The sequence below is a fragment of the Microbacterium sp. PMB16 genome, from assembly GCF_051294855.1.
Classification (GTDB): Bacteria; Actinomycetota; Actinomycetes; order Actinomycetales; family Microbacteriaceae; genus Microbacterium.
Map to the genome: position 1 here is coordinate 1479141 of NZ_CP145908.1, position 22508 is coordinate 1501648.

A 22508-nucleotide genomic window follows, 5' to 3' on the forward strand; every position below is an offset into this window, starting at 1 on the left:
ACACCGAAGCCGGATGCGAAAGACTGGACTCATGACCTCGCCCCTTCTCGACAGCCTCCTCGCCCGTATCGTCGACAGCGGACTGCTGGATGAACCGGTCGCCGAGAACGGACTGATCTACGGCCGCGCGACCATCGATGCCGCGGGCACCGTGGTGACGGTCAACGTCGACCCCGAGCTCGAGGAGGACCACGACGAACTCGATGAGGAGGCCTTGGTCGAGGCGGTCTCCCGCATCCTCTCGGTGGGCGAATCACGCTGGAGAGACATCATCGACGAGGTCGCCGACGACATCGACGAGGCCGTCGACGATGAGCCCGTGATCGAACAGGTCGACCTGCGCGACGACCTCGAGGCCACCTCGGTGGTCGTGTTCGCCGATGCGGCGCTGATCGCGTTCGATGCGCCGAAGCAGTTCCCCGACTCGCGCATCCTGGTGCAGCTCGATGAAGACCTGGAGATCGCCAACATCGAGGTCAGAGATCGGGACGGCTCCACGCCCTAAGGCTCGCGTCGATCGCCCTCTCCTTGCGGCTGTCGCGCCTGGAGCATGGCCTTCGCGGTCAGGGCGACTGTCCGATCGTCGTCGTCAGTGAATGCGCGGAGCGCCGCGGCGGCGCGAGCGCCGGAGAACGAGGCGAGCGCGGCCACGACGCGTCGTCGCCCTGGTGGATCGGCGGATGCTGCGGCGGCGACGAGAGCGTCCACCACGAGGGTGCTGTTCCCGGGCGGCTCCGCAAGACGCTCGAGCACCTCGGTTGCCTCGACGTCGTCGTCGCCGCACACGACGAGATCGACGATCGACGCGAGGGCTGAGGGGTCGCCGGACCGACCACGCGCCAGCTGGGCGCGAGCGCGGAGGAACGCATCCGCGTCGTCGACCTGGCGTGCGACGGCGGCGAGCGCCGCGGGCGTGCCGATCTTCTCGAGCGCTCGGAGTGCCCGGTGCCGCCGTTCGATGACGGACGAGTCGAGAGCGTCCGCGAGGGGCGGAACCGCCGCATCGCCCATCCGAGCGATCGCCCAGACGATCGCGCCGGCCGCGTTGAGGTCGGGCTCGCGGAGGGCGGCGTCGACGATGACGGCGACGTCGCGGTCGTCGCCGTCGTGCAAGGAGAGGGCGTGGCGTTGCCGTGTCGAGGCGTCCCCGCCGTCGAATCCGCGCATGAGCCCGATCGTGCGCATCACGTCGGGCCAGGCCGCCGGGTCGGATGCCTGGACGTGCTCGAGACGCGCGACCAGCTCGTCGGCCCGCGCGAGCCGTGCACGAGCGCGGTCGAGGAGGCGGTCGATCATCCCGCCGGCAGCCCAGCGCTCGTCGGCGAGGGCGTCCGGGATCTCGGCGAGGCTGAGACCCAGCGACCGGAGCCCCTCCACGCGGAAGAGGCGCTCGATGTCCTCGTCGGAGTAGTGACGGTATCCCGCGGACGTGCGCTGGGACGGCGAGACCAGGCCGATGCGGTCGTAGTGGCGCAGCATCCGCGCACTGATGCCCGTCTGCTGCGCCACCTCGCCGATCAGCACATTCACTCGTCGATCCTCGGCGCCGCGCGCAGGGCGACGACTTTTCGTGCCTCGGCGACGGCGGCATCGAAGCCGTCGTCAGGATTGTCCATCAGGTGCGCGGTCGCGATCGCGTGGATCCGCACCTGCGGATCGGGGTATGTCGCCGCCTTCTCGACCGCTCCGGCCGCGGGCGCGCCGAGCGTCACGAACGCGCGGCTCAGACTGAGTTGCAGGTCGCGGTCGCCCCGTGCGAACTGGGTGATCAGAACGTCGGAGAGTCGACTCTTCTCCTCGTCGGGAGCGAGGCCGGCGGCGGTGCGCCAGGCAGCTCGCGCCACTTCTCCGTCGTCGTCGGTGAGCAGCGACGCCGTGATCGCCGGCCAGGCGCGGGGGTCGCCGATCTTCGACAGCGAGTGCAGCGCCTGGCTGCGGGCCTGAGCCGTAGCCGAGCCGAGCTCGGGCAGCAGCAGATCGACGGTGAGCTCGCGGTCGTGACGCGTGAGCGCCCACGTGAGCATGTCGCGCACGTAGAAGTCCGGCTCGACGCGGCATCGGGCGATCAGCACTTCCAGGTAGGCCGGGTTCGCGTGGGTTCCCGCGGTCAGTGCAGCCTGCAGGCGTGTCGGTGCATCCGGCGACTGCAGGGCGTCGGCGAGCCGGCTCGCGGCGCGGGAATCGATGTTCGTGTCGGTCATGAGACCACCTCCGAGATCCATCTCACACCTTGTCACGGTGTCAAGGTCAAGGTTTCTCGCCACAGATGTCGATTTCGTCGATCCCCGTTCGACGTCATGATGAGAGGGTCGAACGGCGACCCCGATCAGGAGGAAGACCATGACCCGCGAACTCGTCTACACCGGATTCATCACCGCCGACGGCATCGTCGACTCTCCCGGTGGCGCGTCCGAAGGGCATCCGAACGGCGGGTGGGTGTTCCGCACCCCGTTCGACGCCGACGCGTACTCCCTCAAGGGTGAGGAGCTCGCCGACACCACGGCGCTGCTGTTCGGGCGCCGTAGCTACGAGGCCTTCGCACCCTTCTGGCGCGAGTCGGAGGACCACGCCGCGTACCGCGACCTGCCCAAGTACGTCGTGTCGACCACGATCACCGAAGACGACCTGCTCGACGGCTGGGGCGAGACCCGCATCCTGCGTTCGACCGAGGAAGTCGCGGATCTGCGCGCCGGGGACGGCGGCGGCATCTTCATCCACGGCAGCGCCGAGCTCGCCCTGCGCCTGGCCGAGGCCGACCTCATCGACCGGTACAACCTGCTCGTGTTCCCGGTGCTCCTGGGGTCGGGTAAGACGATCTTCCCGTCGGGGCAGCGCGGACAGCGGCTCGCGCTCCGGGAATCGGCGGCCTACGCCAACGGTGTCGTGAAGGCTGTCTACGACGTGACCCGCTGATCTCGCCTGTCGATCGCGGCATCCGACACACTCGTAGGTCGAGATGACGGATGCAGGTCCGATTGTGCTGTTTCGACCTGCATCCGTCATTTCGACCTGCAGTTGTCGGGTCGGGCCCTTTCAGAGCCACTTCTTGTACTTGAACACCCCGTAGAGCGCCACGGCGAACGCCGCCATCGCACCGATCGCCATCGGGTAGCCGTACGCCCAGTTCAGCTCGGGCATCACGTCGAAGTTCATGCCGTAGACCGTGCCCACGAGCGTCGGCGCGAAGATGATGGCCGCCCAGGAGGAGATCTTCTTGATCTCGTCGTTCTGCGCGAGCCCCGCCTCGGTCTGTCGGCGGGCGACGAGCGCGGAGTGCACGGTCAGCGCGTTCTCCAGGATCGCCCGGAACGAGTCGACCCGCTCGTTGACGCGGATCGTGTGGTCGAGCACATCGCGCAGCGACCGCTGCAGCTCCTCGTCGATGCGGTACTTCTCGGATCCGCGGCGCAGCCACTCCAGCATCCCGCTGAGCGGATGCACGGCCCGCTGGAAGTTGATGACCTCGCGGGAGAGCTCGTAGATGCGGCGGGAGAGCTGGTCGTCGTCGCTGTCGCCGAAGAGCTGGTCCTCGATCTCGTCGATGTCGTTCAGGAGCCCCGCGACGATCGGCTCGTACCCGTCGACGACCTCGTCGAGGATCGCGTAGAGGACAGCCTCCGGTCCCATCGCGAGCAGCTCGGGGTTGGCCTCCATACGCCGCCGGACGGCCGCGAGGTCGGGCGACTCCGCGTGCCGGATCGTGACCACGAAGTCGGGTCCGACGAACAGGTGCAGCTCGCCGAACTCGATCGACTCCTGCTCGTCGCGGTAGCGGGCGGGCCGCAGCACGGCGAAGAGGGTGTCGCCGTAGCGCTCCACCTTCGACCGCTGGTGACCCGACAGCGCGTCCTCGACGGCGAGCGGATGCAGGTCGAACTCGCGCGCGACCGAGGTCACCTCTTCCGGGCTCGGGCGGTAGAGGCCGATCCAGGCGATGCCGCCCGCGGCATCCAGCATCCGGTACGTCTCGTCCAGGTTCTTCGGGGTCTCCACGCGACGTCCGTGGACGTACACGCCGTTGTCGATGAGGGCCATGATGCGGCTCCATTCCTGCAGGCGCACACCGCAGTCAGCGGAGTGCGCAGATTCGTCAAAGGGCGGAAGACGCCGCTGACGCTGCGAGAAGGACGTGCGAGATGCGGAGCGGATGCTCAACGCATGAACGCAGGGAGTCGCGACGCAGCGGTGGCGGCGTCGTAACTATCACCGGACATCGCCATCACCGCCTTTCGGACTCTCATCGGGTCGGATGACCCGAGGGGCCATGTTACTCCCCGAAACCTGGGTGGTCACGCCACCTCAGGCCGAACGAGCGGATGCTGGATCAGAAAAGCCTCGGGCAGGGGCGGCTGCCATGCGTTTTCGATCCAGCGTCGCCCGCACTGCGGGACTACGGCGCGGGGCTACGGCACGATCGAGTCGATGTATCCGCCGTCTACCCGCACCGCGGCGCCGGTCGTCGCGGAGGCCAGCGGGGAGGCGAGGTAGGCGACCATGTTCGCGATCTCCTCGGGCTCGATCAGGCGCTGCAGCAGCGACTGCGGACGGTGCAGCTTCATGAACTCGCGCTGCGCCTCGTCCCACGGCAGTGCACTGTCGACCAGCTCGTAGACGAAGTCCTCGACGCCGCCGGTGTGCGTGGGGCCCGCGAGCACCGAATTCACGGTGACGCCGGTGCCCGCGGCATCCTTCGCGAAGCCGCGCGAGACGGCCAGCAACGCGGTCTTCGACATGCCGTAGTGGATCATCTCGGCCGGGATCACGACCGCCGAGTCGCTGGCGATGTTCAGCACCCGACCCCACCCGCGCTCCTTCATGCCGGGCAGGGTCGCGCGGATCAGGCGCACGGCGGCCAGCACGTTGACGTCGAAGTAGCGGCGCCACTCGTCGTCGGTGATGTCGAGCGCGGGCGTCGCGCCGAAGATGCCGAGGTTGTTCACCAGGATGTCGACGGTGCCGGATGCTGCGAGCACAGCATCCGCTCCGGCCTGGTCGGTCACGTCGCCCGGGGCGGCGATCAGGTCGCGGTCGGGGTTCTCGGCCTGGAGCTCAGAAATGACGGATGCCACGGTGTCGGCGCTGCGTCCGTTGACGGCGACGCGCGCTCCGGCATTCGCCAGAGTCGTGGCGATCGCGCGACCGATGCCCTGCGTGGATCCGGTGACGAGAGCGGTCTTGCCGGTGAGATCGATCTGCATGTTCCTCCTCGTTCGAATCGCGCAACTGGTCGCGAATCAGCGGCTATTCCGACAAAGTGCGCGATTCGAAACCAGGGGCGAGGCCGACGAGCGCCGCGCTCTTCCGCCACAGCGCCTCGGCGAGGGCCTCGTCTTCCACCTGGGGGTTCACGCGCAGGGTCAACACGCGCTCGTCGTAGTATGCGCCCGACTGCCAGGTCTCGCCAGGGGTTCCCTCGATGAACCACCGCAGCGTCTCGCCGCCCGTGTCGGTGCTGATGGTCAGCAGGTGCTTCAACGGAGTGCGATAGAGGAGCCGCATGATGCTCGACGACCCGGCCGAGAAGTTCGTGCGCACGATCCCCGGGTGGAACGCCACCGCGCTCAACCCCTCGGCGTGGAACTTCGTGTGCAGGCTCTTCGTGAACAGGACGTTCGCGAGCTTCGCGTCGCCGTAGGCCTTGTTCGCGCGGTACCTCTTCTTGTTGTCGAGGTCGTCGACGTCGATGTGCCCGAAGATGCGGTGCCCGACGCTCGAGGTGTTGATGATCGCGGCATCCGCCTTCCGCAACTGCGGCAGGAGCAGGTTCGTCAGCAGGAAGGGCGCCAGGTGGTTCACCTGGATGGTCTTCTCGTGCCCGTCGACGGTCGGTGTCCGGTCGCCGAAGATCCCACCGGCGTTGTTCGCCAGCACGTCGATGCCGTCGTCGCCGACCAGTTCCGCGATCTGCGCTGCGAGGGTGCGGACGTCGTCGAGCCTGGCGAAGTCGGCGGTGAGGTGCTCGGCCCCGGTCTCGCGCGCGATCGCGGCGGTCTTCTCGACCGAGCGGCCGACGAGCAGCAGGCGGTTTCCCGACGATGCGAGCTGCCGGGCGGCGGCGGCGCCGATCCCGTCGGATGCTCCGGTGATGACGATCGTGCGGCGGCGGGCATCCGGGCCGGAGGGATCGGCGGAGGTCATGCGCCCTCTCGGTACGGCGGCGGCGAAGAGCGCAGCGGGTCGGTGACGCGCAGGGGGTCGGCGACCGGGATCCGCTCGGGCTCCGGCGCCGCCGGTTCCGCGGCGGGCGGGGCCTGCGCGACTGGCGCCGAGATCTCGCGAGCCACCTGCTTCTCGAGCACGGTGACCGCGTCGTCGGAGAGCAGGATGAGGCCGTCGAGCTCTTCGCGCACGCGCTTGTAGGCGACGTTGCGCTCGGACTGGGTGGCGGATTCGTCGATCGCGACCTTGAGCAGTTGCTGTGCGCGGTCGAGGCGCTTGCGCTCCGGCTCGGTGAAGGTCGAGTCGCGGAGGCGCCGGGCGTCCTTCTCGGCGATCTCGAACGCGACCGCGTAGTCGCCGACCGCTTGCAGGTATTCGGCCACCTGGTGCTCGGTCGCCTTCCCCTCGGCGGATGCCGGACGCAGAGCATCCGCCGTCTTCTTCGCCCGCAGGAACGCGGCGGTCAACGGCTGGCGTCCGTCGCTCATGGCGGGGAAGGCGATGAGTTTGGCGACGTCGAGCTCGTAGTCGAGCCACCGGGCGGTGATCTCGTCGTGCTCGGCGAACAGGCGCAGGAGCAGGTCGTTCGGAGCGACGGATGCCGTCGTGTCGACGATCGACGGGCCGCGGCGCTTCATCTGCTGGTTCAGCGCCCGCGCCTCGATCTCGGCCGTCTTCAGCTGAGCCTTCATGCGGAGCGTCTCGAGGCGGCGCTCGTGACGGCGCTTCGCGGAACGCTCCCACCCTTTGGCGACACCACCGGCCATCCCCATGACGGGGAAGATGAGCCACCAGTAGTGACTGAGCCAGGTGAAGAAGGGTTCCATGATGGGTTCAGCCTACTTCTCGGGCAGCCCTCGCTCACCTGCCAGTAAGCCGACGATGCGGTCGACGAGCTCATCGGGTTCCGCGTCGACCGTGACGGTGAGCCCGCGCTCGTCCGGTGCGAGGGGCTCAAGGGTCGCGATCTGCGACTGCAGGAGCGCCGGCGGCATGAAGTGCCCCTCCCGCGCCTCGCTCTGTGCCTGCACCCGCGCGGGTGCCGCGGCGAGGTGCACGAAGACGGTCTCGGGTGCCGTCGCCCGCAGCCGATCGCGGTAGCTCCGGCGCAAGGCGGAGCACGCGACCACCGGGTGCGGGTCGGCCGCGAGCGCGGCGCCGACCCGGTCGAGCCACGGCCAGCGGTCGGCGTCGACGAGCGGGATGCCGGCGCTCATCTTCGCGATGTTCTCCGGCCCGTGCAGGTCGTCGGCGTCGATGAAGTCGAGCCCCAGGCGGCGGGCGAGTTCGATGCCGACGGTCGACTTGCCGACGCCGGAGACGCCCATCACGACGATCGGCCTGCCTGCCGCGCTCACTTCTGGTGCCATCTCACCAATACTGCACCCCTCGCCAGTCGTGCCCTCTCACCAGTCGTGCGCTCTCACCAGTCGTGCACGGTCCCGTCGAGGAGGCGGTTGTACGGGAGGTAGGCCTGCTCATAGGGGTACTTGCCGGCTTCATCGACGTTCAGCTCGACGCCGAGTCCCGGCTTGTCTCCGGGGTGCAGGTAGCCGTCGTTCCAGGTGAACGACTGCTCGAAGACCTGGTCGGTGCGCGCGCCGTGCTGCATGTACTCCTGGATGCCGAAGTTGTGGATCGCGAGGCCCAGATGCATCGCGGCGGCCATGCCGACAGGTGAGATGTCGGTGGGCCCGTGCATCCCTGATTTGATCTGGTACATCGCGGCGTAGTCGAGCGTCTTCTTCAGCGCCGAGATGCCGCCCATGTGGGTGACAGCACCGCGCACGTAGTCGATGAGCTGGTCGCGGATGATGTCCTTGAAGTCCCACACGGTGTTGAAGATCTCGCCGATCGCGAGCGGGGTGGTGGTGTGCTGGCGCACGAGGCGCAGCGCCTCCTGGTTCTCGGCGGGGGTGCAGTCCTCCAGCCAGAACAGGTCGTAGGGCTCGAGGTCCTTGCCGAGACGCGCGGCCTGGATGGGCGTCATCCGGTGGTGGCCGTCGTGCAGGAGGGGGATGTCGGGGCCGAACTCATTGCGCACCGCTTCGAAGACCCCGGGCAGGTGGTTCAGGTAAGCGCGGGTGTCCCAGTCCTCTTCGACGGGCTTGGCGCCACGGCGGGCGGGTTCGTGGTCGTAGCGCACGCTCGCGTCGCCGACGTCGGCGCTCTGCGCGGCGATGCCGTAGATCGCCTTGAGCGTGGGCACGCCGGTCTGCACGCGGATCGCCCGGTAGCCCTGCGCCTGGTGGGCGCGGATCGAGTCGAACAGCTCGGGCAGCTCCTTGCCCGAGGCGTGTCCGTAGGCCATGAGTCCCTTTCGGCTCGCACCACCGAGAAGCTGGTAGACCGGCATCCCGGCCTTCTTGCCCTTGATGTCCCACAGCGCCATGTCGACCGCGGCGATCGCCGCCATCGTCACCGGGCCGCGCCGCCAGTAGGCGCTGCGGTAGAGGAACTGCCAGGTGTCTTCGATGCGGTCTTCGTCGGCGCCGATGAGCAGGGGCGCGACGTGCTCGGAGAGGTAGGCGACGACGGCGAGCTCGCGGCCGTTGAGGGTCGCGTCTCCGAGCCCGGTCACTCCGTCTGCGGTCGTGATCTTCAGGGTGACGAAGTTGCGATCGGGGCTGGTGACGATCACCTCGGCCTTGTCGATGGTCATCGGATGCTCCTCGGGTGCGCTGCTGATTCTGCGGGGGTGAACACCCTCATCGAATCACTGCCATACAAGTTATGTCAAGCTATCGTGACGGTATGCCCGCGTCTTCCGCCCGCCCCTCTGCGCGAGATCTCGCGTACGGACGCGTGCGCGACGACATCATCAGCGGCCGCTTCGCCCCCGGCTCGCTGCTCTCCGAGAACGAGCTCGCGGTGGCGCTCGGACTCAGCCGGCAACCCGTGCGCGAGGCGCTGCTGCTCATCGCGCAGGAGGGGCTCGTCGAGGTGCGCCCGCAGAGCGGCACCTACGTCACCCGCATCGACCCCGACCGCGTGCGCGAAGCGCAGTTCATCCGCGAGGCCATCGAGCTCGCCTCCCTGAGCGCGTGCGAGACGACCACCGAAGACGACGAGCGGATGCTGCGCGCACTGATCGCGCGCCAGCGCACGGCATCCGATCGCGATGAGTTCTATCCGCTCGACGAGGAGTTCCACCGCGCGCTCCTCGGTCTCGCCGGACACACGAACGCCTGGGTCACGGTGAGCGCGGCGAAGGGTCACCTCGACCGTGCGCGCTACGTGGGCATGAGCGCCACGCGCGGCGTGCAGGACTACGTCGACGACCACGAGCGGGTGGTCGACGCGCTCGCCGCAGGAGACACGGATGCCGCGATCACCGCGCTGCGCGAGCATCTGCGGTTCGTGTTCGACGACCTCGAGGCCGTGCGTGCGCAGCATCCGGAGCTGTTCGACGGAACCCCGCCGCCGCGCACCGGTCGGGCCTCTCGGCGCTGAAGCGACCGTCGGGCGCGGCAGGGGTTGGTAGCGTCAGAGGATGATCCCCGGCCTCGTGTTGAAGCTCGTCCTTCTCGCGGTGGCGCTCATCGTCGTGGTGGTCCTTGTGCGCTCGCTGTTCACGCGACCGAATCGCGGGCACCAGCGGATGCCGGATCGCATCCGCCTGCCGCGGTACGTCGGGTTCACGGCCGCGGCGCTGCTCGTGCTCGGGCTGTTCGCGTCGGTGCTGGGATTCGGCAGCGGCGACATGCGCGATCCGGTGCCGTTCCGCATCGCCTCGGTCGTGCTCGTCGTGGCCGGGCTGCTGGTCCTGCTCGCGTACCGCAACTGGTACCTCGCGCCCGGCGCCGACGGCATCGCGTTCCGGACGGTCCTTGGTGCAGAGCGCAGCATCCGCTACCGGGACATCGTCTCGCACCGCACGCGCGGGAAGGGCGTGAGGCGGATGCTCGTCGTCACGGCCGCGGACGGCACGAGGTTGCGCGTGAACCCCGCGCGGTACGGGTTGTCGGGGTTGGTCGCGGCGGTCGAGGCGCGCTCGCGCTGAGCGCGGTGCGGTCTCCCTGGCGAATGTTCGCAGAACGACGCGAACTTCGCAGAGTTCCGCATGAATCCCTGCGAAGTTCGTGTCGTTCTGCGAAGTTCGTGCCGGCTACTCCGCGCGCGCGATCACGTCGAGGATCGCTTCCACGACGGCATCCGGCTTCTCCTGGGGGATGAGGTGTCCGGCATCCGCCACGACGACGAATCGTCCCTGCGGGTGGGCGTCGCTGAGGGCCTGCGCCGCCGCGGTGAAGGCGGTGCGGAACCGCTGGACCGAGGCGCTCTTCTCGCGCCGTCCTCCGAGCAGGGCGACGACCGGGACGTCGGGCAGTCCCATCTCCTCGAGCCCGCGCATGCGTCCGAGTGCGGGAGAGACCTGGGCGGCCTCGCCCATGCCGGCGCGCATCGCGGGGATCGACAGGTAGTCGCGCCAGAGCACGTCCATGTCGTCTTCGCTGAGTTCCGGTGCGTGCCCGTGCGACAGCGCGAGCCGTTTGACGAGCCCGATCGCGCCGATGCGGAGGAGGAAGGAGGTGAGTCGGAGGGAGAACTTCAGCAGCGAGCTCGACCTCGGAGTGAAGGCCATCGACAGCGAGGCGTCGACGAAGACGATGCCGGCGACGCGGCGCGGTTCTCGATCCGCGAAGACGCGCACGATCGGCCCGCCCCAGCTGTGACCGACGAGCACGATCGGCTGGCGCTCGTCGAGGGCGTCGAGCAGCCCCGTGAGGTCGTCGGCCATCCGCTCGAGCGTGCGGTCGTGGGTGTCGATGTCGCTGCCGCCGTAGCCCGCCCGGTCGTAGGAGAGGGTTCGCGTGTGCGTGCTCACGGCGCGCTGGACGGCGATCCACTCCGCCGCCGGCGCTCCCAGCCCGGCCTCGAACACCACGAGGGGGCCGTCGCCGGTGCCGGCCGTGACCGCGCGCAGGCGGCGGGCATCAGACAGGTCAACCGGTCGCTCGGTCAGACCTACACCGGGCCAGCGCGGGGAGTGTGCGGCGTGCGAGTCGGTCATCATCGGCCTCTCATCGTGTCCGCCCAGACGTCGGAATCGACCCTTTCAGCATATGGTCGCGGAATCGTCGCGGGGCCATGGTTCCCCAGATCGCGTGTGCGCAGGAATGGACTCGTGAGGCGGATGCCGGTGGTGCGGCGGCGGTCCCGGATACCCTGGGGCGCATGATCGTCACCGAGTTCCCGCGAGACCTGCTGATGACCGGCGCGATCTTCGGGGTCGCCGCGTTCGTCTGGGCGGGGTGGGGTCAGGAACGTCCGCCGAAGCACTGGATCTGGCGGGTCGTGCTGGGCTTGCTGAGCCTCGGCGGGGCCGCGCTCGCGGGTATCAGCATTCCCGCGGCGATCCGGAACTGGTCGTCCGACACCGCGATCGTCGTCGGCGGACCGGCGTTCATCTGGTACATCGTGATCTTCTGGCTCGAGGTGATCGCGATCGTCGTGCTGGCGATCTGGGCGACGCGACGCAAGCGGAAAGACCTCATCGCCCCAATCGTGCTCGTGATCGTCGGCATTCACTTCATCCCGCTGGCGTGGGTCTTCGCGCAGCCGATCTATGCGGTGGTCGGTGTGCTGGTGACCGCGGCTGCGGTCGTCGCCGCGCTCGTGAAGGATGAGTCCGCGGCACGCAGCTTCTGGTGCGGCATTCTCGGCGCGCCGATCCTGCTCGGGGCCGGCGCGGTCTGCGCGACGGCGGCGTTCGCGACGCTCTGACCTCGAGGCGAGGGCCTGAAGGGCGGATGCCGGGACTCGCTGTTGCGGCCCGAATCAGCGCTGCCTGGCGGCGTTGAGGAGTCAGCGCAGTTGCGGCATCGCGGTCTGCGGCCCGCGCAGGATCGCCTCGATGTCTGCTCGAAGAGCGGTCGCCCGTTCGGGCACGCTCGGCAGCGCGACCTCGGCGCAGCGCCGGGCGAGCTCGAAGTCGCCGGCCAGCGCCGCAGCCCGTGACCAGGTGAGCAGGTGGGCCGGGTGCGGGGGCGTCTCGATCGCGGCCCGCGCCGCATCGAGGAAGTCCCCCGGCCAGGTGGTGAGACGGCCGAAGAATGCGGTGGACTGCCGGTCCCACTCCGAGACGAGGAACGACACCGACTCCTCGGCGTCAGACGCGGTCGTACCGTAGGCGAAGTCGGGGTCGTGGTCGTTGCGGAACCCCGGGATGATCGACGACCGCCAGGCGCAGTCCGGTTCACGGATCTTCGTGGGATCGATGACATGGCGGGACACATCGCCCAGCAGGGTCAGGTGCACGCCCAGGTCGACGCGGAAGGCGCCACGTCGGGGTTGATGCACGACTTCCACGACGTGCACCACGGGGTCGGCGAAGCGTCGCAACACGTTCCCGCTGCGGACGAACCCCTGGTCTTTCAGAACCGGATAGAAGTGCGTGCGGAGGAGGGCGGTCGTCGTCTGCTTGTCCACAGAGGAATCGTAACCAGTCACCCGTGACAGACGCCTCAGCTCTTCGTGAGGTCTTGCGCGAACATGACCAGGATGCCGCTGGGCCCACGGAGATACGTGAGCTTGTAGATGTCCTGGTAGTTCGCGACGCCGCGGAGCGGGTGATGGCCGTGCTTTGCGGCGATCGCCAGGGACTCGTCGATGTCGTCGACGGCGAAGGCGATGCGGTGCATCCCGATCTCGTTGGGGAGCGTCGGCTCCGTCTCGATGGCCTCGGGATGGATGTACTCGAAGAGTTCGATCTGCCCCTGGCCGTCGGTCGTCTGGAGGACGGCGATCTTGGCGTGGTTGCCGTCGAGTCCGACCGCGGTATCGGCCCATTCGCCGCTGACCTCGTCTTTCCCGAGCACGGTGAGCCCGAGGTCGGTGAAGAAGGCGACCGTCGCGTCGAGGTCGCGCACGGCGATGCCGATGTTCTCAAGTCTGATGGTCATGCGGAGGATGCTACTCGCCTCCTCCGACGTCAGGTTCGGTCGTGCTACTCGAGCCACTCGGTGACGAAGCGGTCGTTCGCATGGATGTGCGTTGCCTCGTAGGTGCCGCCGTCGAGCACGTCGAAGCGGTGCGAGACGAGCGCGGGCACGACGAGGATCTGCCCTCCGACACCGACCACCTGCTCGTCGGCGACCGTGAAGAGCGCCCGGCCTTGATGGATCACGAACGTCTCGACGTACGGATGCCGGTGCAGGCGAGGTCCGCGCGCGGGGCCGGTGACGTACTCGCGGATGATGCTTACCGGCGAGCCGAGGAGGTAGCCCTCGATGTTCTCGTCCCGGCCGACATCTCTGGGGTGGATGGACATGGTGCCTCCGATTCTCGGGCCCAGGGTACGCCGTCGAGTGCGCTCTGTCAGCGGAAGTCGTGCCGGCCTCAGCGCCCGACCTCCTCAGACTCAGCGCCCGACTTCCTCAGACTCAGCGCCTGAGCTTCTCGGCGCAGGCGACGCAATGCACCGCGAACGGGCGCGCCTCGAGGCGCCCGGCCGGGATCGCGCGACCGCAGTTCGCACAGACGCCGTAGTCTCCGGCATCCATCCGTGCGAGCGCGTCGTCGACCTGCCGGAGTTCGGATGCCGCCGCTTCGGCCAGCCCGGTCAGACGCGACCACTCCGACGACAGCGTGACGCCCTCGGGGTCGTGCTCATCGTCGTCGTTCGAGCTCTCGCGGTCATGCGTGAGTTCGCCGAGCGTCGCGGCCGTGGCGCTCACGCGGGCGACCGCCTGCGCGCGCAGCTCCTGCAGTCGTGCGCGCAGGTCGGTGGTCATGCGCCCACCCTAGGCGGCACCACCGACGCCGGTGGCCGCATGTGTTCCGGCATGGGTAGTTCTGCCCCTGGTGAGATTCGCCGCGCCGGGCTACGGTCGTGCGCGGCGACGCTGGGGAGGGTCGCTCTATCCCACCCCCGGTCGTTGAGTGAGGCATCGCACCACGGGTGCACCATCGCTGGGGTGGAGCATCTCGTCCTGCTGCGCTCACTCGACGGCCGGGGTTCCTCGGCCGGGGATCCGCTGATCGGACGCCGACGCATCAACCCGGAGTCATCGCCCGCCCGGTCTGGACCTCCCGGCCGGAGCGGTGGCCGTGTACGAACGCTCCGACGTCGGCGCTCCGGCGCGCCCGCGCTCGTCGCGTCGACAGCGAGTCGATGTACGCGTCGACGCGCTCGCGGCGCGAGGTCAGCACGAGTTCGGTGCCGCTCCCGGCATCCTCGATGATGGCACGTCGACTCTCTCTGATCCGACCGGCGACGCCGACCGCGAATCCGCGGATGAAGCTGCTGCGAGCGCGACGCTTATCTCCCTCGCCGTACAACCGGTACCCGTCGCGCTGGATCGCCCACCAGGCTCGCATCGCGACCATCGCCTGCACCTCGAGGCTCTCGGTGAGCACACGGACCTGCTGCGCGTCGGACGAATAGCCGACGAGGTACAGGATCGAGCCGGTCCGGTGCTCGGCGTGCATCGGACGCACCGTGCCCAGCGCCAACGCCACGCCGGAGCCGAGGTCGCGGAGATCACGGGCATAGCTGCCGGTGAAGACGATCTGCTCCCTGACGATCTCTTCGCGCTCCTGCCCGAGCCTGCCACGACGCTCGTCGATGCGCGCCTGTTCGATGCCGTACTTCACCATCAAGCGCTCGGCGTGCTCGGTGAGAGCCTCAGCCTCTTCGGGCGTGGTGCTCTCGGCCTTCGCCAGCAGTTTGGCGATCAGGTCCAACTTCGTCTCGCTCATGGAGTCCCCCTTGTTCGTGGTGCTCCGTATCCTTCGCGGGGGTACCCCCATTCGGAGCCCTGGTTCCCGGGCACTGGGGAGAACTGCCGCGGAGTGGTCGCGGTGCAGGAAGCTCTACCGCTCGCGCCAGCTCAGATCTGGCGGCGCAAAGCTCGCAGAACGACAGAAACTTCGCAGGAATCCGCGGGGATTGCTGCGAAGTTCGTGTCGTTCTGCGAAGTTCGGCCCTGGCCTCGAACCCGAACCCGAACCCGTGCCCGACTCAGCCGAGGATCAGCGTGATCACGGTCGCCCCGCCGCCGCCGAGGATCAGCGCGACGATGACGGTCCAGGCGACGATGCGGATGCGGCGGTTGCGGCGCTCACCGAGATCGCCGTAGTCCTCGCTCGGCTCCGGGCGCACCGACTCGCGTCGGGGCTCCGGGTCGCGGGCGGGCTCGCGGCGGCTGAGGTCGCTCATCAGGCGCCCGGCTCCGTGACGGTCGGGCCGAAGTACGACGGCAGCGTGGCCTGCGAGCGCTCGCGCAGCTCGTCGACCGACACCGTGAAGAGGCCCTGCACCTCGAGCTGCGGTTCGCTGTCGGTCACGCCGATGCGCAGCACCGGGTAGCCGCGACCCTCGCAGAGGCCCTGGAACTTCACGTCGTCCTCGCGCGGCACGGTCACGAGCACGCGACCGGTCGACTCCGAGAACAGAGCGGATGCCGCGTCGACGCCGTCGCGTTCGATGATCTCGTTCAGCCACACGCGGGCGCCGACACCGAAGCGAGAAACGGCCTCGGCGAGAGCCTGGCCGAGGCCACCCTCGGAGAGGTCGTGCGCCGAGGAGATCAGCCACTCGTCACGCGCTGCCGAGAGCAGACCCGCGAGGCGCTTCTCACCGGCCAGGTCGACCTTCGGGGGCAGTCCGCCGAGGTGCTGGTGCACCACGTCCGCCCAGGCCGAACCGGAGAGCTCGGTCGAGGTGGTGCCGAGCAGGTAGATGTTCTGTCCGATGTCCTGCCATCCCGAGGGGATGCGGCGCGAGACGTCGTCGATGATGCCGAGCACGCCCACGAGCGGGGTCGGGTGGATCGGCACGTCGCCGGTCTGGTTGTAGAACGAGACGTTGCCGCCGGTGACCGGGGTGCCCAGCTCGTAGCATCCGTCGGCCAGACCGTCGACCGTCTGCCCGAACTGCCACATGACCTCGGGGTTCTCGGGAGAGCCGAAGTTCAGGCAGTCGGTGATCGCGGTCGGCACGGCACCAGTGACGGCGACGTTGCGGTACGCCTCGGCCAGCGCGAGCTGCGCGCCGGCGTAAGGGTCGAGCTGGCAGTAGCGGCCGTTGGCGTCGGTCGAGATCGCGAAGCCGAGTCCGGACTCCTCGTCGACGCGGATCATGCCGGCGTCGTCGGGGAAGCTCAGGGCCGTGTTGCCGAGCACGTAGTAGTCGTACTGGTTGGTGATCCAGCTGGTGTCCGCCAGGTTCGGCGAGGCGACCAGGTCGAGGAACTGCGACCGCAGAACCTCGGGCTCCGAGGAGCGGGGCAGGTTCTCCGCAGCATCCGCCTGGAGTGCGTCGATCCACGTCGGGTAGGCGACCGGACGGTCGTAGACCGGGCCGTCGACCGCGACGGTGGACGGGTCGACGTCGACGATGCGCTCGCCCTGCCAGTCGATGATGAGGCGTCCGTCGCCGGTGACCTCGCCGAGCACGGAGGTCTCGACCTCCCACTTGTTCACGACGGCGAGGAACGCGTCGAGCTTCTCAGGAGCGACGATCGCCATCATGCGCTCCTGCGACTCCGACATGAGGATCTCTTCGGCCGTCAGCGTGGGATCGCGCAGCAGCACGTTGTCGAGCGACACCTTCATGCCGCTGTTGCCGTTGGCCGCGAGCTCGCTGGTCGCGCAGGAGATGCCGGCCGCACCGAGGTCCTGGATGGCCTCGACGAGTTCGCCGCGGTACAGCTCGAGGCAGCACTCGATGAGCACCTTCTCGGCGAACGGGTCGCCGACCTGCACGGCGGGGCGCTTGGTCGGGCCGGTGGAGTCGAAGGAGTCGGATGCCAGGATGCTGGCGCCGCCGATGCCGTCGCCACCCGTGCGGGCGCCGAAGAGCACGACCTTGTTGCCGACGCCGGTCGCGTTCGCGAGCTTGAGGTCTTCGTGACGGAGCACGCCGACCGCGAGCGCGTTCACCAGCGGGTTGGCCTGGTAGACGGAGTCGAAGACGGTCTCGCCGCCGATGTTCGGGAGTCCCAGGCAGTTGCCGTAGAAGCTGATGCCGCTCGTCACGCCGTGCACGACGCGGGCGGTGTCGGGGTGGTCGATCGCGCCGAAGCGCAGGGCGTCCATGACGGCGACCGGGCGGGCGCCCATCGAGATGATGTCGCGCACGATGCCGCCGACACCGGTGGCCGCGCCCTGGAACGGCTCGATGAACGAGGGGTGGTTGTGCGACTCCGCCTTGAAGGTGACGGCCCAGCCCTCGCCGACGTCGATGACGCCCGCGTTCTGGCCCATGCCGACCATGAGGCGTTCCTTCATCTCGTCCGAGACCTTCTGGCCGAAGCGGCGCAGGTAGTTCTTGCTGCTCTTGTACGAGCAGTGCTCCGACCACATGACGGAGTACATCGCCAGCTCGCCCGAGGTGGGGCGGCGGCCGAGGATCTCGCGGATCTTCGCGTACTCGTCATCCTTGAGTCCGAGGGCGCCGTACGGCTGCTCCTTCTCGGGCGTCGCGGTCGCGTTCTCGACGGAGTCGGGGACGTGCTTGTGGACAGGTGCAGGGGCGGTGGTCACGCGCACTCCAAAGGAAGGGGCCGGCGGGGCGCTTCCAGTCTACCGGCGGTGAGGTTCGGCCGGATTCGGCCGGATTCGGCCGGCGGCAGCACGGGATGCCAGTCCGACCCCGTGCACAATTCAGCAAGAACGCCGCGTCGAGAACCGGCACCCGCGTCGATCCGGGACGGCGACCCCGCTTCGAACGCATTCTTGCTGAATTGTGCACGCCGCCACCCCCTGTCAGGAGGACGAGCCGCCCGCCGCATCGGCGAAGCGCCCCGCCAACACCCCCGCCGCCACCCGCAGCTCCTGCGGCCCGACGACCTCGAACGGTGCATCGAAGCGCGCAACCGCCGCGAGCACTCCGGCCCACGACCAGGAGCCCACGGTGATCCGGGATGTCTCGGCATCCAGCTCCTCCACCGTGCCGTCGCCGATGAAGGGCGTGACCTCGCGCGCGGGCATCCGGATGATCACCTCGCCCGACCGACCGCTTCGGCGTGACCTGGGTCGTCGACGTGCAGGGCTGAGCGGGAACGCGGCCCGTGGCGCGGGTCTCAGTTCTTCTCGCGCCGAAGGCAGCCGGTGAAGGCGTGCACAACTCCTCAAGAACGGGACACATACGCCGCGAAAGTGGCTCTACGGCTCGTTCAGCCCCCGTTCTTGCTGAGTTGTTCACGCCGCGACCGAAGCACTGTCGTTACGCCGCGACCGAAGCACCGCCTTCACGCCGGAGGCCAGGACGGGTGCCGCGCCACCGCGACCTGGGCCGACAGCGCCGTGAGCACGCGCGAACCCGCGGCATCGAGACCCAGCCCCTCGGCCAGGCCGAGCGCCAGCAGCGCGTGCCCGGCGGCGCCGGGGTGGAACGCGTCGTCGAGCAGGCCCCACGGCATCCGCTCGTTCCCCGGCCCGGTCCCGGCCGAGAAGTCCTCGAAGCGGGCGTGCTGATCGACCAGGATCACGCCCTCCCGCTCGGCCACGTCGCGGATCGCCTGCGCGAACTCCCCGATCCGGGCCCGGTCCGGCGCGTGCAGCAGATCGATGGTCGGCGGGGTCTGCAGCACGGGGATCGCACCGAGCCCTCGCACCCGCCGCACGAACTCCGCGATCGACCCGGCGAACGCCGCCACCTCGATCGGAGGGTCGAGCCACTCCGTCGTGCTGTCGTTCGTGCCGATCATGAGCGTGACGACATCCGGCCGCCAGGCGGCCACCCGACGCTCGAAGTCCCCGAGGATCAGCTCCGCCCGCCACCCCGTGACGCCCGTGTTGATCACGACATCCTGCACGCGCCCGAGATCGCCGCGGATCAGCTCGTGCAGGTGGTCGACGTAGTTCCGTGCGCCGCGGGTGTGGATCAGACCGTGCGTGATCGAGTCGCCGGCGAGCACCCAGGTGACCGGCGCTCCGGAGGCGAGAAGCCCCCGGAGCGCCGAGCGGTCATCGCTCAACGACTCACCGTCAGCTGCACGTCGATGAACCGCGGACGGTAGATCGACGCGTCGTCATACACATCGCCGACGTTGTCGAAGGTGTTCACGTTGTACGACAGCACGAGCCGGTTGCCGTGACGCAGGTTCGGGTGCTCGTGCGCGTTGTACGTGAAGACGTCGGCATCCCCGTACGAGCCTGCGGCACCCGTCTCGGGCGTGCGGTACAGCTCGACCGGCTCGGTGAACGGTCCGGTCGGCGAGCACGAGGTGCGCGCGACGATGCGGGTGCTGAACAGTTCGGACGTGTCCTGGGTCACGAGCAGGTAGCCGTCCTTGAACCTCGCGACGCTGAACTCGTTCGCGACGTACGGCACGACCGGTACGGCATCCGCTTCCTGCGTCGACCAGCCGGAGCCGTTCCAGAAGGTCCACGTCCCGGCGATCCCGTTGCGGCCCACGGCCTTCGCGACGTACCCGGAGCGCACGCCGCCCGGGTCGGCGACGCCGTAGATGTAGGTCGTGCGTCCTTCTTCGAGCGTCCACGAGCCCCAGTTGATGCCGGTCGCCGAGGGCGAGTCGGTGATGGACTCGAGCTGCAGGGTGTCGCCGTCGAGCGTGGCGAGACGGTTCGCCTTCCACTGGAAGTCGAAGCTGCCGGTGCCGGTCCGCTCGAACTGCAGCAGCGGGACCTGCACGTCACCGTGCTTCGCGGGGGTCGGGTCGCCGATCCAGTACCAGCTGCCGTCCGCCTCGGGCGGGATGATGCCGGCCGGCGCCTCGGGCGTGCCGCCGGTGATCGTGGTCAGTCCGCCACGGCGATCCTGCACGACGACCGAGTTGTTCACGAACGGCGAGTCCGTGGGCCGCGAGCCGTCGGGGTTCACCGTGCCGAGGAAGGTGTCCGAGAAGAACCATCCGGTCCTCCCCTTCCCGAGCGGCAGCGAGTAGGTGCTGTCCCCACCGGTCCACGCGCCGCCGGTGTTCCCGTACGTCGTGAAGGCGTCGGTCAAGCCCTGATCGACGGATGCTGTCGCTGTGAGCGTCTTGTCGACGAGGGAGCACTGCCCGTGCCCGTGCCCTCCGCCCGCGGGGACAGCCGCTGTCGCCGGTGCGGAGAACAGCGCACCGGCACAGAGGGATGCTGCGGCGAGACCTGCCGCGATCGTCCTTCTCTTCATCTCAATCACTCCTTCGTGTTCGTGGGTGCTGCCTTTCGAATCGCGCAACTGGTCGATCGACGCCACCGAAAGCGACAAGTTGCGCGATTCGAAAGGCCGTCCACCCTCTGGTCAGCGGCCGGGGCTCGGGGAGACCTCCCCCGACGCGTCGATGTCGTACATGCGCTCGCCGACGCGGAGGCCGTGCAGACGGGCGTGCGGGTCGATCGCGGCGACGCAGCCGGCCGCGCGCACGGTGCCGTCGGCGGTGACCGAGACACCGAACAGCGCCTTGATCACGAGCTCGACCCAGGCCCCCGACGACGAGCACGACCAGTCGATGATGTACGGCAGCTGCGGGGGCGCTTTGCGCGCACCGCCGTTGATGCCGGGCACGGCCTCCTCGACGAAGTGCGCCTGACCCATCGGGCCCTGGTTCGCGGTGCGCGAGAGCCCCTCGATCCAGCTCGTGAGCACCTCGGGCGCACCGAGTGCGGCCAGTGCTCGCCCGGCATCCGCTGGCCACGCCGGATAGGCGCCGTTCCACTGGTGGTCGGGCCGAGGGCTGTAGCTGGCGTCGGGGTCCCAGGGCGAGAGCGCCCGCATCCAGTTCTCGGTCTGCAGCTCGCGCTGGAAGAAGCCGACCATCTCGGCGCGGATGCCGGGGGCGAGGTCATCCGCGATCGTCGTGCCGACGACACTGAAGTCGTAGCAGTGCCGCACCGGCAGCAGCGTGCCGTCGGGCTGTCCGGCGGCGAAGATGCCCTGGCCCGGAAGGTACCGCTCGATGACGGCCGGCAGCAGCGCATCGGCCTCGGCGCGCAGCGCCGCGCCCGCGGATGCATCGCCCTGCAGCTCGGCGAGCGACGCGGCCGTGCGCATGCTCCAGACGTTCGCGGCGTTGAGGCTCGCGACCTCGTGCGTGTAGGAGCTCACGCACTCGAGCAGGTTGTCTATCTCTCCGTAGTCCGCGAGGGAGGTGCCGTGGCGTAACTTCTTCCACGCCATCGCCCACTGCCGCACCGACTCCGCGACGGACTGGTCGCCGACGATCTCATCCAGGAACGCGGTGTCGCCGGTGAAGCGCACGTAGTCGTGCACCAGCCGGGTCATGGCGTAGTCGTTGACCGAGTACCAGCGGCCGACGGGCCCGCCGGTGAGCGACGACGTGCCGAAGTGCGAGTGGATGTCGAGCGAGATCCAGTGCCGCACCTGGTTCCGCATCTCCGCCGGATCGAGCAGCGCGTGGCTGACCGAACTGAGGCTGTAGTCCCAGATGAACGTCGTGGTGCCCCAGTAGTTCGGCATGAGGGTGTCGTACGAGCGACCGAGCACGTTGCCGGCGAAGTCGCGACGGAACCAGATCACGCCGAGCACCGCCCACCAGTACAGGCGGCGCAGTGGTGCGGATGCCGTCTCGAGCAGCGGCAGCGACCCGGAGAACTCTCCGTCGGCAGGGTCGAAGGCGGCGCGCAGCTGGCGGTTCCAGAAACCCTCGGCGGCGGCGACCGCGCCCGGGATGTCGGCGGAGACGAGCCGGTACGTGCGAGTGGCGTCGCCCTCGGAGATGCCGACGGCCTGCACGTATCCGGTGCGCGCGAATCCTCCGGCCGGCACGGTGAGCGTCGTGGAGAGCTCGCCGCCGCGGCCATTGCCACCGATCCCGACGTCGAACTCCTCGCTCGGCGAGCCCGGCGCCGCCGAAGCACCGGCCACCCCGCTCAGCACCGCGGTTCCCCCGACGATCCCCTGCGCGCTCCATGCCCCGGCATCCGTCGACGAGAAGAGCAGGCGCTCGCCGTCGACCGTCGCGGAGTCGCGCTCCGACGGCGATTCGGCGTCGAGCCACGCCTCGGCCGACCGGGTGACGCGCGCGGCCGCCGAGAGCGACAGCACGACGTCGCGATCCGCCGATCCGCTGTTGCGCACCTCGATGTCGATCGCGACAGCCGCCCGCGCCGGCACGCACACCGTGGTCGTGACGATCTCCAGGTCGCCCACGGTCGCCCGCCGCACCACGCGGTCGGGGCGCCACTCGTGCGTCACCGGCACGCCGTACGACGCGAACAGCCGCCCGTCGACGAACAGCACCGCGGTCTGGGTGAGCCCCTGCGACACCGGCGGGAACTGCACCGCGCTGACCGCGGTCAGGTCGTGGTCGACGCGGACGGTGCCGAGCATGTTGGTGAGCCCGGTGGGCGCGATCATGTCGTCGAAGTGGTGCGTCACCGCATCGGCGGCGAGGTCATCGACGGTGGGGATGAGGGGATGCATGATGCCTTCC

The 22508-nt window shown here is 69.0% G+C and carries 25 protein-coding genes; 5 read left to right on the plus strand and 20 right to left on the minus strand.

Going from position 1 to position 22508, the window contains the following annotated elements; all coding sequences use genetic code 11:
* The first annotated feature begins 31 nt into the window (after window positions 1-31).
* Complete coding sequence (locus V5D55_RS07050; RefSeq protein WP_435748675.1) at window positions 32-505, plus strand: cytochrome C5; 474 nt, start codon at window positions 32-34, stop codon at window positions 503-505.
* Here V5D55_RS07050 and V5D55_RS07055 read toward each other — a convergent pair.
* Both V5D55_RS07055 and V5D55_RS07060 read right to left on the minus strand, forming a co-directional pair.
* The gene (locus tag V5D55_RS07055; protein ID WP_435748676.1) at window positions 502-1530 is read right to left on the minus strand and encodes a MerR family transcriptional regulator; all 1029 of its coding nucleotides are present in this window, start codon (window positions 1528-1530) and stop codon (window positions 502-504) included. The genes V5D55_RS07050 and V5D55_RS07055 overlap by 4 nt on opposite strands.
* The gene (locus V5D55_RS07060; protein WP_435748677.1) at window positions 1527-2201 is read right to left on the minus strand and encodes a HEAT repeat domain-containing protein; all 675 of its coding nucleotides are present in this window, start codon (window positions 2199-2201) and stop codon (window positions 1527-1529) included. The genes V5D55_RS07055 and V5D55_RS07060 overlap by 4 nt, the downstream gene beginning before the upstream one ends.
* Before the next feature lie 139 nt (window positions 2202-2340).
* On the opposite strand from V5D55_RS07060, the gene V5D55_RS07065 reads away from it, so the two are divergent.
* Window positions 2341-2913: a dihydrofolate reductase family protein gene (locus V5D55_RS07065; RefSeq protein WP_435748678.1), complete on the plus strand. Its 573-nt coding sequence runs from the start codon at window positions 2341-2343 to the stop codon at window positions 2911-2913.
* 120 nt (window positions 2914-3033) lie between these two features.
* Here V5D55_RS07065 and V5D55_RS07070 read toward each other — a convergent pair whose 3' ends face one another.
* The 6 genes from V5D55_RS07070 to manD all read right to left on the minus strand — a co-directional run bounded on the left by V5D55_RS07070 (window position 3034) and on the right by manD (window position 8821).
* The gene (locus V5D55_RS07070) at window positions 3034-4035 is read right to left on the minus strand and encodes a magnesium and cobalt transport protein CorA (RefSeq protein WP_435748679.1); all 1002 of its coding nucleotides are present in this window, start codon (window positions 4033-4035) and stop codon (window positions 3034-3036) included.
* A gap of 368 nt (window positions 4036-4403) precedes the next feature.
* The gene (locus V5D55_RS07075) at window positions 4404-5198 is read right to left on the minus strand and encodes an SDR family NAD(P)-dependent oxidoreductase (RefSeq protein WP_435748680.1); all 795 of its coding nucleotides are present in this window, start codon (window positions 5196-5198) and stop codon (window positions 4404-4406) included.
* A gap of 43 nt (window positions 5199-5241) precedes the next feature.
* Window positions 5242-6138, minus strand: coding sequence for an SDR family NAD(P)-dependent oxidoreductase (locus V5D55_RS07080; RefSeq protein ID WP_435748681.1), 897 nt, complete (start codon window positions 6136-6138; stop codon window positions 5242-5244).
* Window positions 6135-6986 (minus strand): hypothetical protein, encoded by an 852-nt coding sequence (locus tag V5D55_RS07085; protein WP_435748682.1) that lies wholly within the window; start codon window positions 6984-6986, stop codon window positions 6135-6137. Before V5D55_RS07085 ends, V5D55_RS07080 begins: the two co-directional genes overlap by 4 nt.
* Window positions 6987-6998: 12 nt before the next feature.
* A complete protein-coding gene (locus V5D55_RS07090; protein ID WP_435748683.1) occupies window positions 6999-7529 on the minus strand; it encodes a gluconokinase in 531 nt (176 codons plus the stop codon).
* 53 nt (window positions 7530-7582) lie between these two features.
* Window positions 7583-8821, minus strand: coding sequence for a D-mannonate dehydratase ManD (manD, locus tag V5D55_RS07095; RefSeq protein WP_435748684.1), 1239 nt, complete (start codon window positions 8819-8821; stop codon window positions 7583-7585).
* Window positions 8822-8913: 92 nt separating this feature from the next.
* Between manD and V5D55_RS07100 the strand changes: the two genes are divergently transcribed.
* Window positions 8914-9612: a GntR family transcriptional regulator gene (locus V5D55_RS07100; protein ID WP_435748685.1), complete on the plus strand. Its 699-nt coding sequence runs from the start codon at window positions 8914-8916 to the stop codon at window positions 9610-9612.
* Window positions 9613-9652: 40 nt separating this feature from the next.
* Window positions 9653-10162, plus strand: coding sequence for a hypothetical protein (locus V5D55_RS07105; RefSeq protein ID WP_435748686.1), 510 nt, complete (start codon window positions 9653-9655; stop codon window positions 10160-10162).
* 105 nt (window positions 10163-10267) lie between these two features.
* Here V5D55_RS07105 and V5D55_RS07110 read toward each other — a convergent pair whose 3' ends face one another.
* Window positions 10268-11173, minus strand: a complete 906-nt coding sequence (locus V5D55_RS07110; protein ID WP_435748687.1) for an alpha/beta fold hydrolase — start codon at window positions 11171-11173, stop codon at window positions 10268-10270.
* A gap of 164 nt (window positions 11174-11337) precedes the next feature.
* Here V5D55_RS07110 and V5D55_RS07115 point away from each other — a divergent pair, with 164 nt between their 5' ends.
* Entirely contained in the window at window positions 11338-11886 is a 549-nt protein-coding gene (locus tag V5D55_RS07115) for a DUF7010 family protein (RefSeq protein ID WP_435748688.1), read from the plus strand.
* A gap of 81 nt (window positions 11887-11967) precedes the next feature.
* Here the strand turns inward: V5D55_RS07115 and V5D55_RS07120 are convergent, their stop codons facing one another.
* From V5D55_RS07120 to V5D55_RS07170, 11 genes are all read right to left on the minus strand, one after another.
* Entirely contained in the window at window positions 11968-12591 is a 624-nt protein-coding gene (locus tag V5D55_RS07120; RefSeq protein WP_435748689.1) for a DUF4304 domain-containing protein, read from the minus strand.
* A 35-nt stretch (window positions 12592-12626) separates the two neighbouring features.
* Entirely contained in the window at window positions 12627-13064 is a 438-nt protein-coding gene (locus V5D55_RS07125; protein WP_435748690.1) for a VOC family protein, read from the minus strand.
* Between the two features lie 44 nt (window positions 13065-13108).
* Window positions 13109-13432 (minus strand): cupin domain-containing protein, encoded by a 324-nt coding sequence (locus V5D55_RS07130; protein ID WP_435748691.1) that lies wholly within the window; start codon window positions 13430-13432, stop codon window positions 13109-13111.
* 112 nt (window positions 13433-13544) lie between these two features.
* Window positions 13545-13895 carry a TraR/DksA family transcriptional regulator gene (locus V5D55_RS07135; RefSeq protein WP_435748692.1) on the minus strand — a complete coding sequence of 117 codons (351 nt, stop codon included), beginning with the start codon at window positions 13893-13895 and terminating at the stop codon, window positions 13545-13547.
* Window positions 13896-14157: 262 nt separating this feature from the next.
* The gene (locus V5D55_RS07140; RefSeq protein WP_435748693.1) at window positions 14158-14862 is read right to left on the minus strand and encodes a DUF2786 domain-containing protein; all 705 of its coding nucleotides are present in this window, start codon (window positions 14860-14862) and stop codon (window positions 14158-14160) included.
* A gap of 262 nt (window positions 14863-15124) precedes the next feature.
* A complete protein-coding gene (locus V5D55_RS07145; RefSeq protein WP_435748694.1) occupies window positions 15125-15322 on the minus strand; it encodes a hypothetical protein in 198 nt (65 codons plus the stop codon).
* Complete coding sequence (purL, locus tag V5D55_RS07150; RefSeq protein ID WP_435748695.1) at window positions 15322-17649, minus strand: phosphoribosylformylglycinamidine synthase subunit PurL; 2328 nt, start codon at window positions 17647-17649, stop codon at window positions 15322-15324. Before purL ends, V5D55_RS07145 begins: the two co-directional genes overlap by 1 nt.
* Window positions 17650-17871: 222 nt before the next feature.
* On the minus strand, window positions 17872-18096 hold the full coding sequence (locus V5D55_RS07155) for a hypothetical protein (RefSeq protein WP_435748696.1): 225 nt from the start codon (window positions 18094-18096) through the stop codon (window positions 17872-17874).
* Window positions 18097-18356: 260 nt separating this feature from the next.
* Window positions 18357-19085: an SGNH/GDSL hydrolase family protein gene (locus V5D55_RS07160; RefSeq protein WP_435748697.1), complete on the minus strand. Its 729-nt coding sequence runs from the start codon at window positions 19083-19085 to the stop codon at window positions 18357-18359.
* Window positions 19082-20245 carry a DUF4185 domain-containing protein gene (locus tag V5D55_RS07165; protein ID WP_435748698.1) on the minus strand — a complete coding sequence of 388 codons (1164 nt, stop codon included), beginning with the start codon at window positions 20243-20245 and terminating at the stop codon, window positions 19082-19084. The genes V5D55_RS07160 and V5D55_RS07165 overlap by 4 nt, the downstream gene beginning before the upstream one ends.
* Before the next feature lie 111 nt (window positions 20246-20356).
* A complete protein-coding gene (locus tag V5D55_RS07170) occupies window positions 20357-22498 on the minus strand; it encodes a hypothetical protein (RefSeq protein ID WP_435748700.1) in 2142 nt (713 codons plus the stop codon).
* Between the last annotated feature and the right edge of the window lie 10 nt (window positions 22499-22508).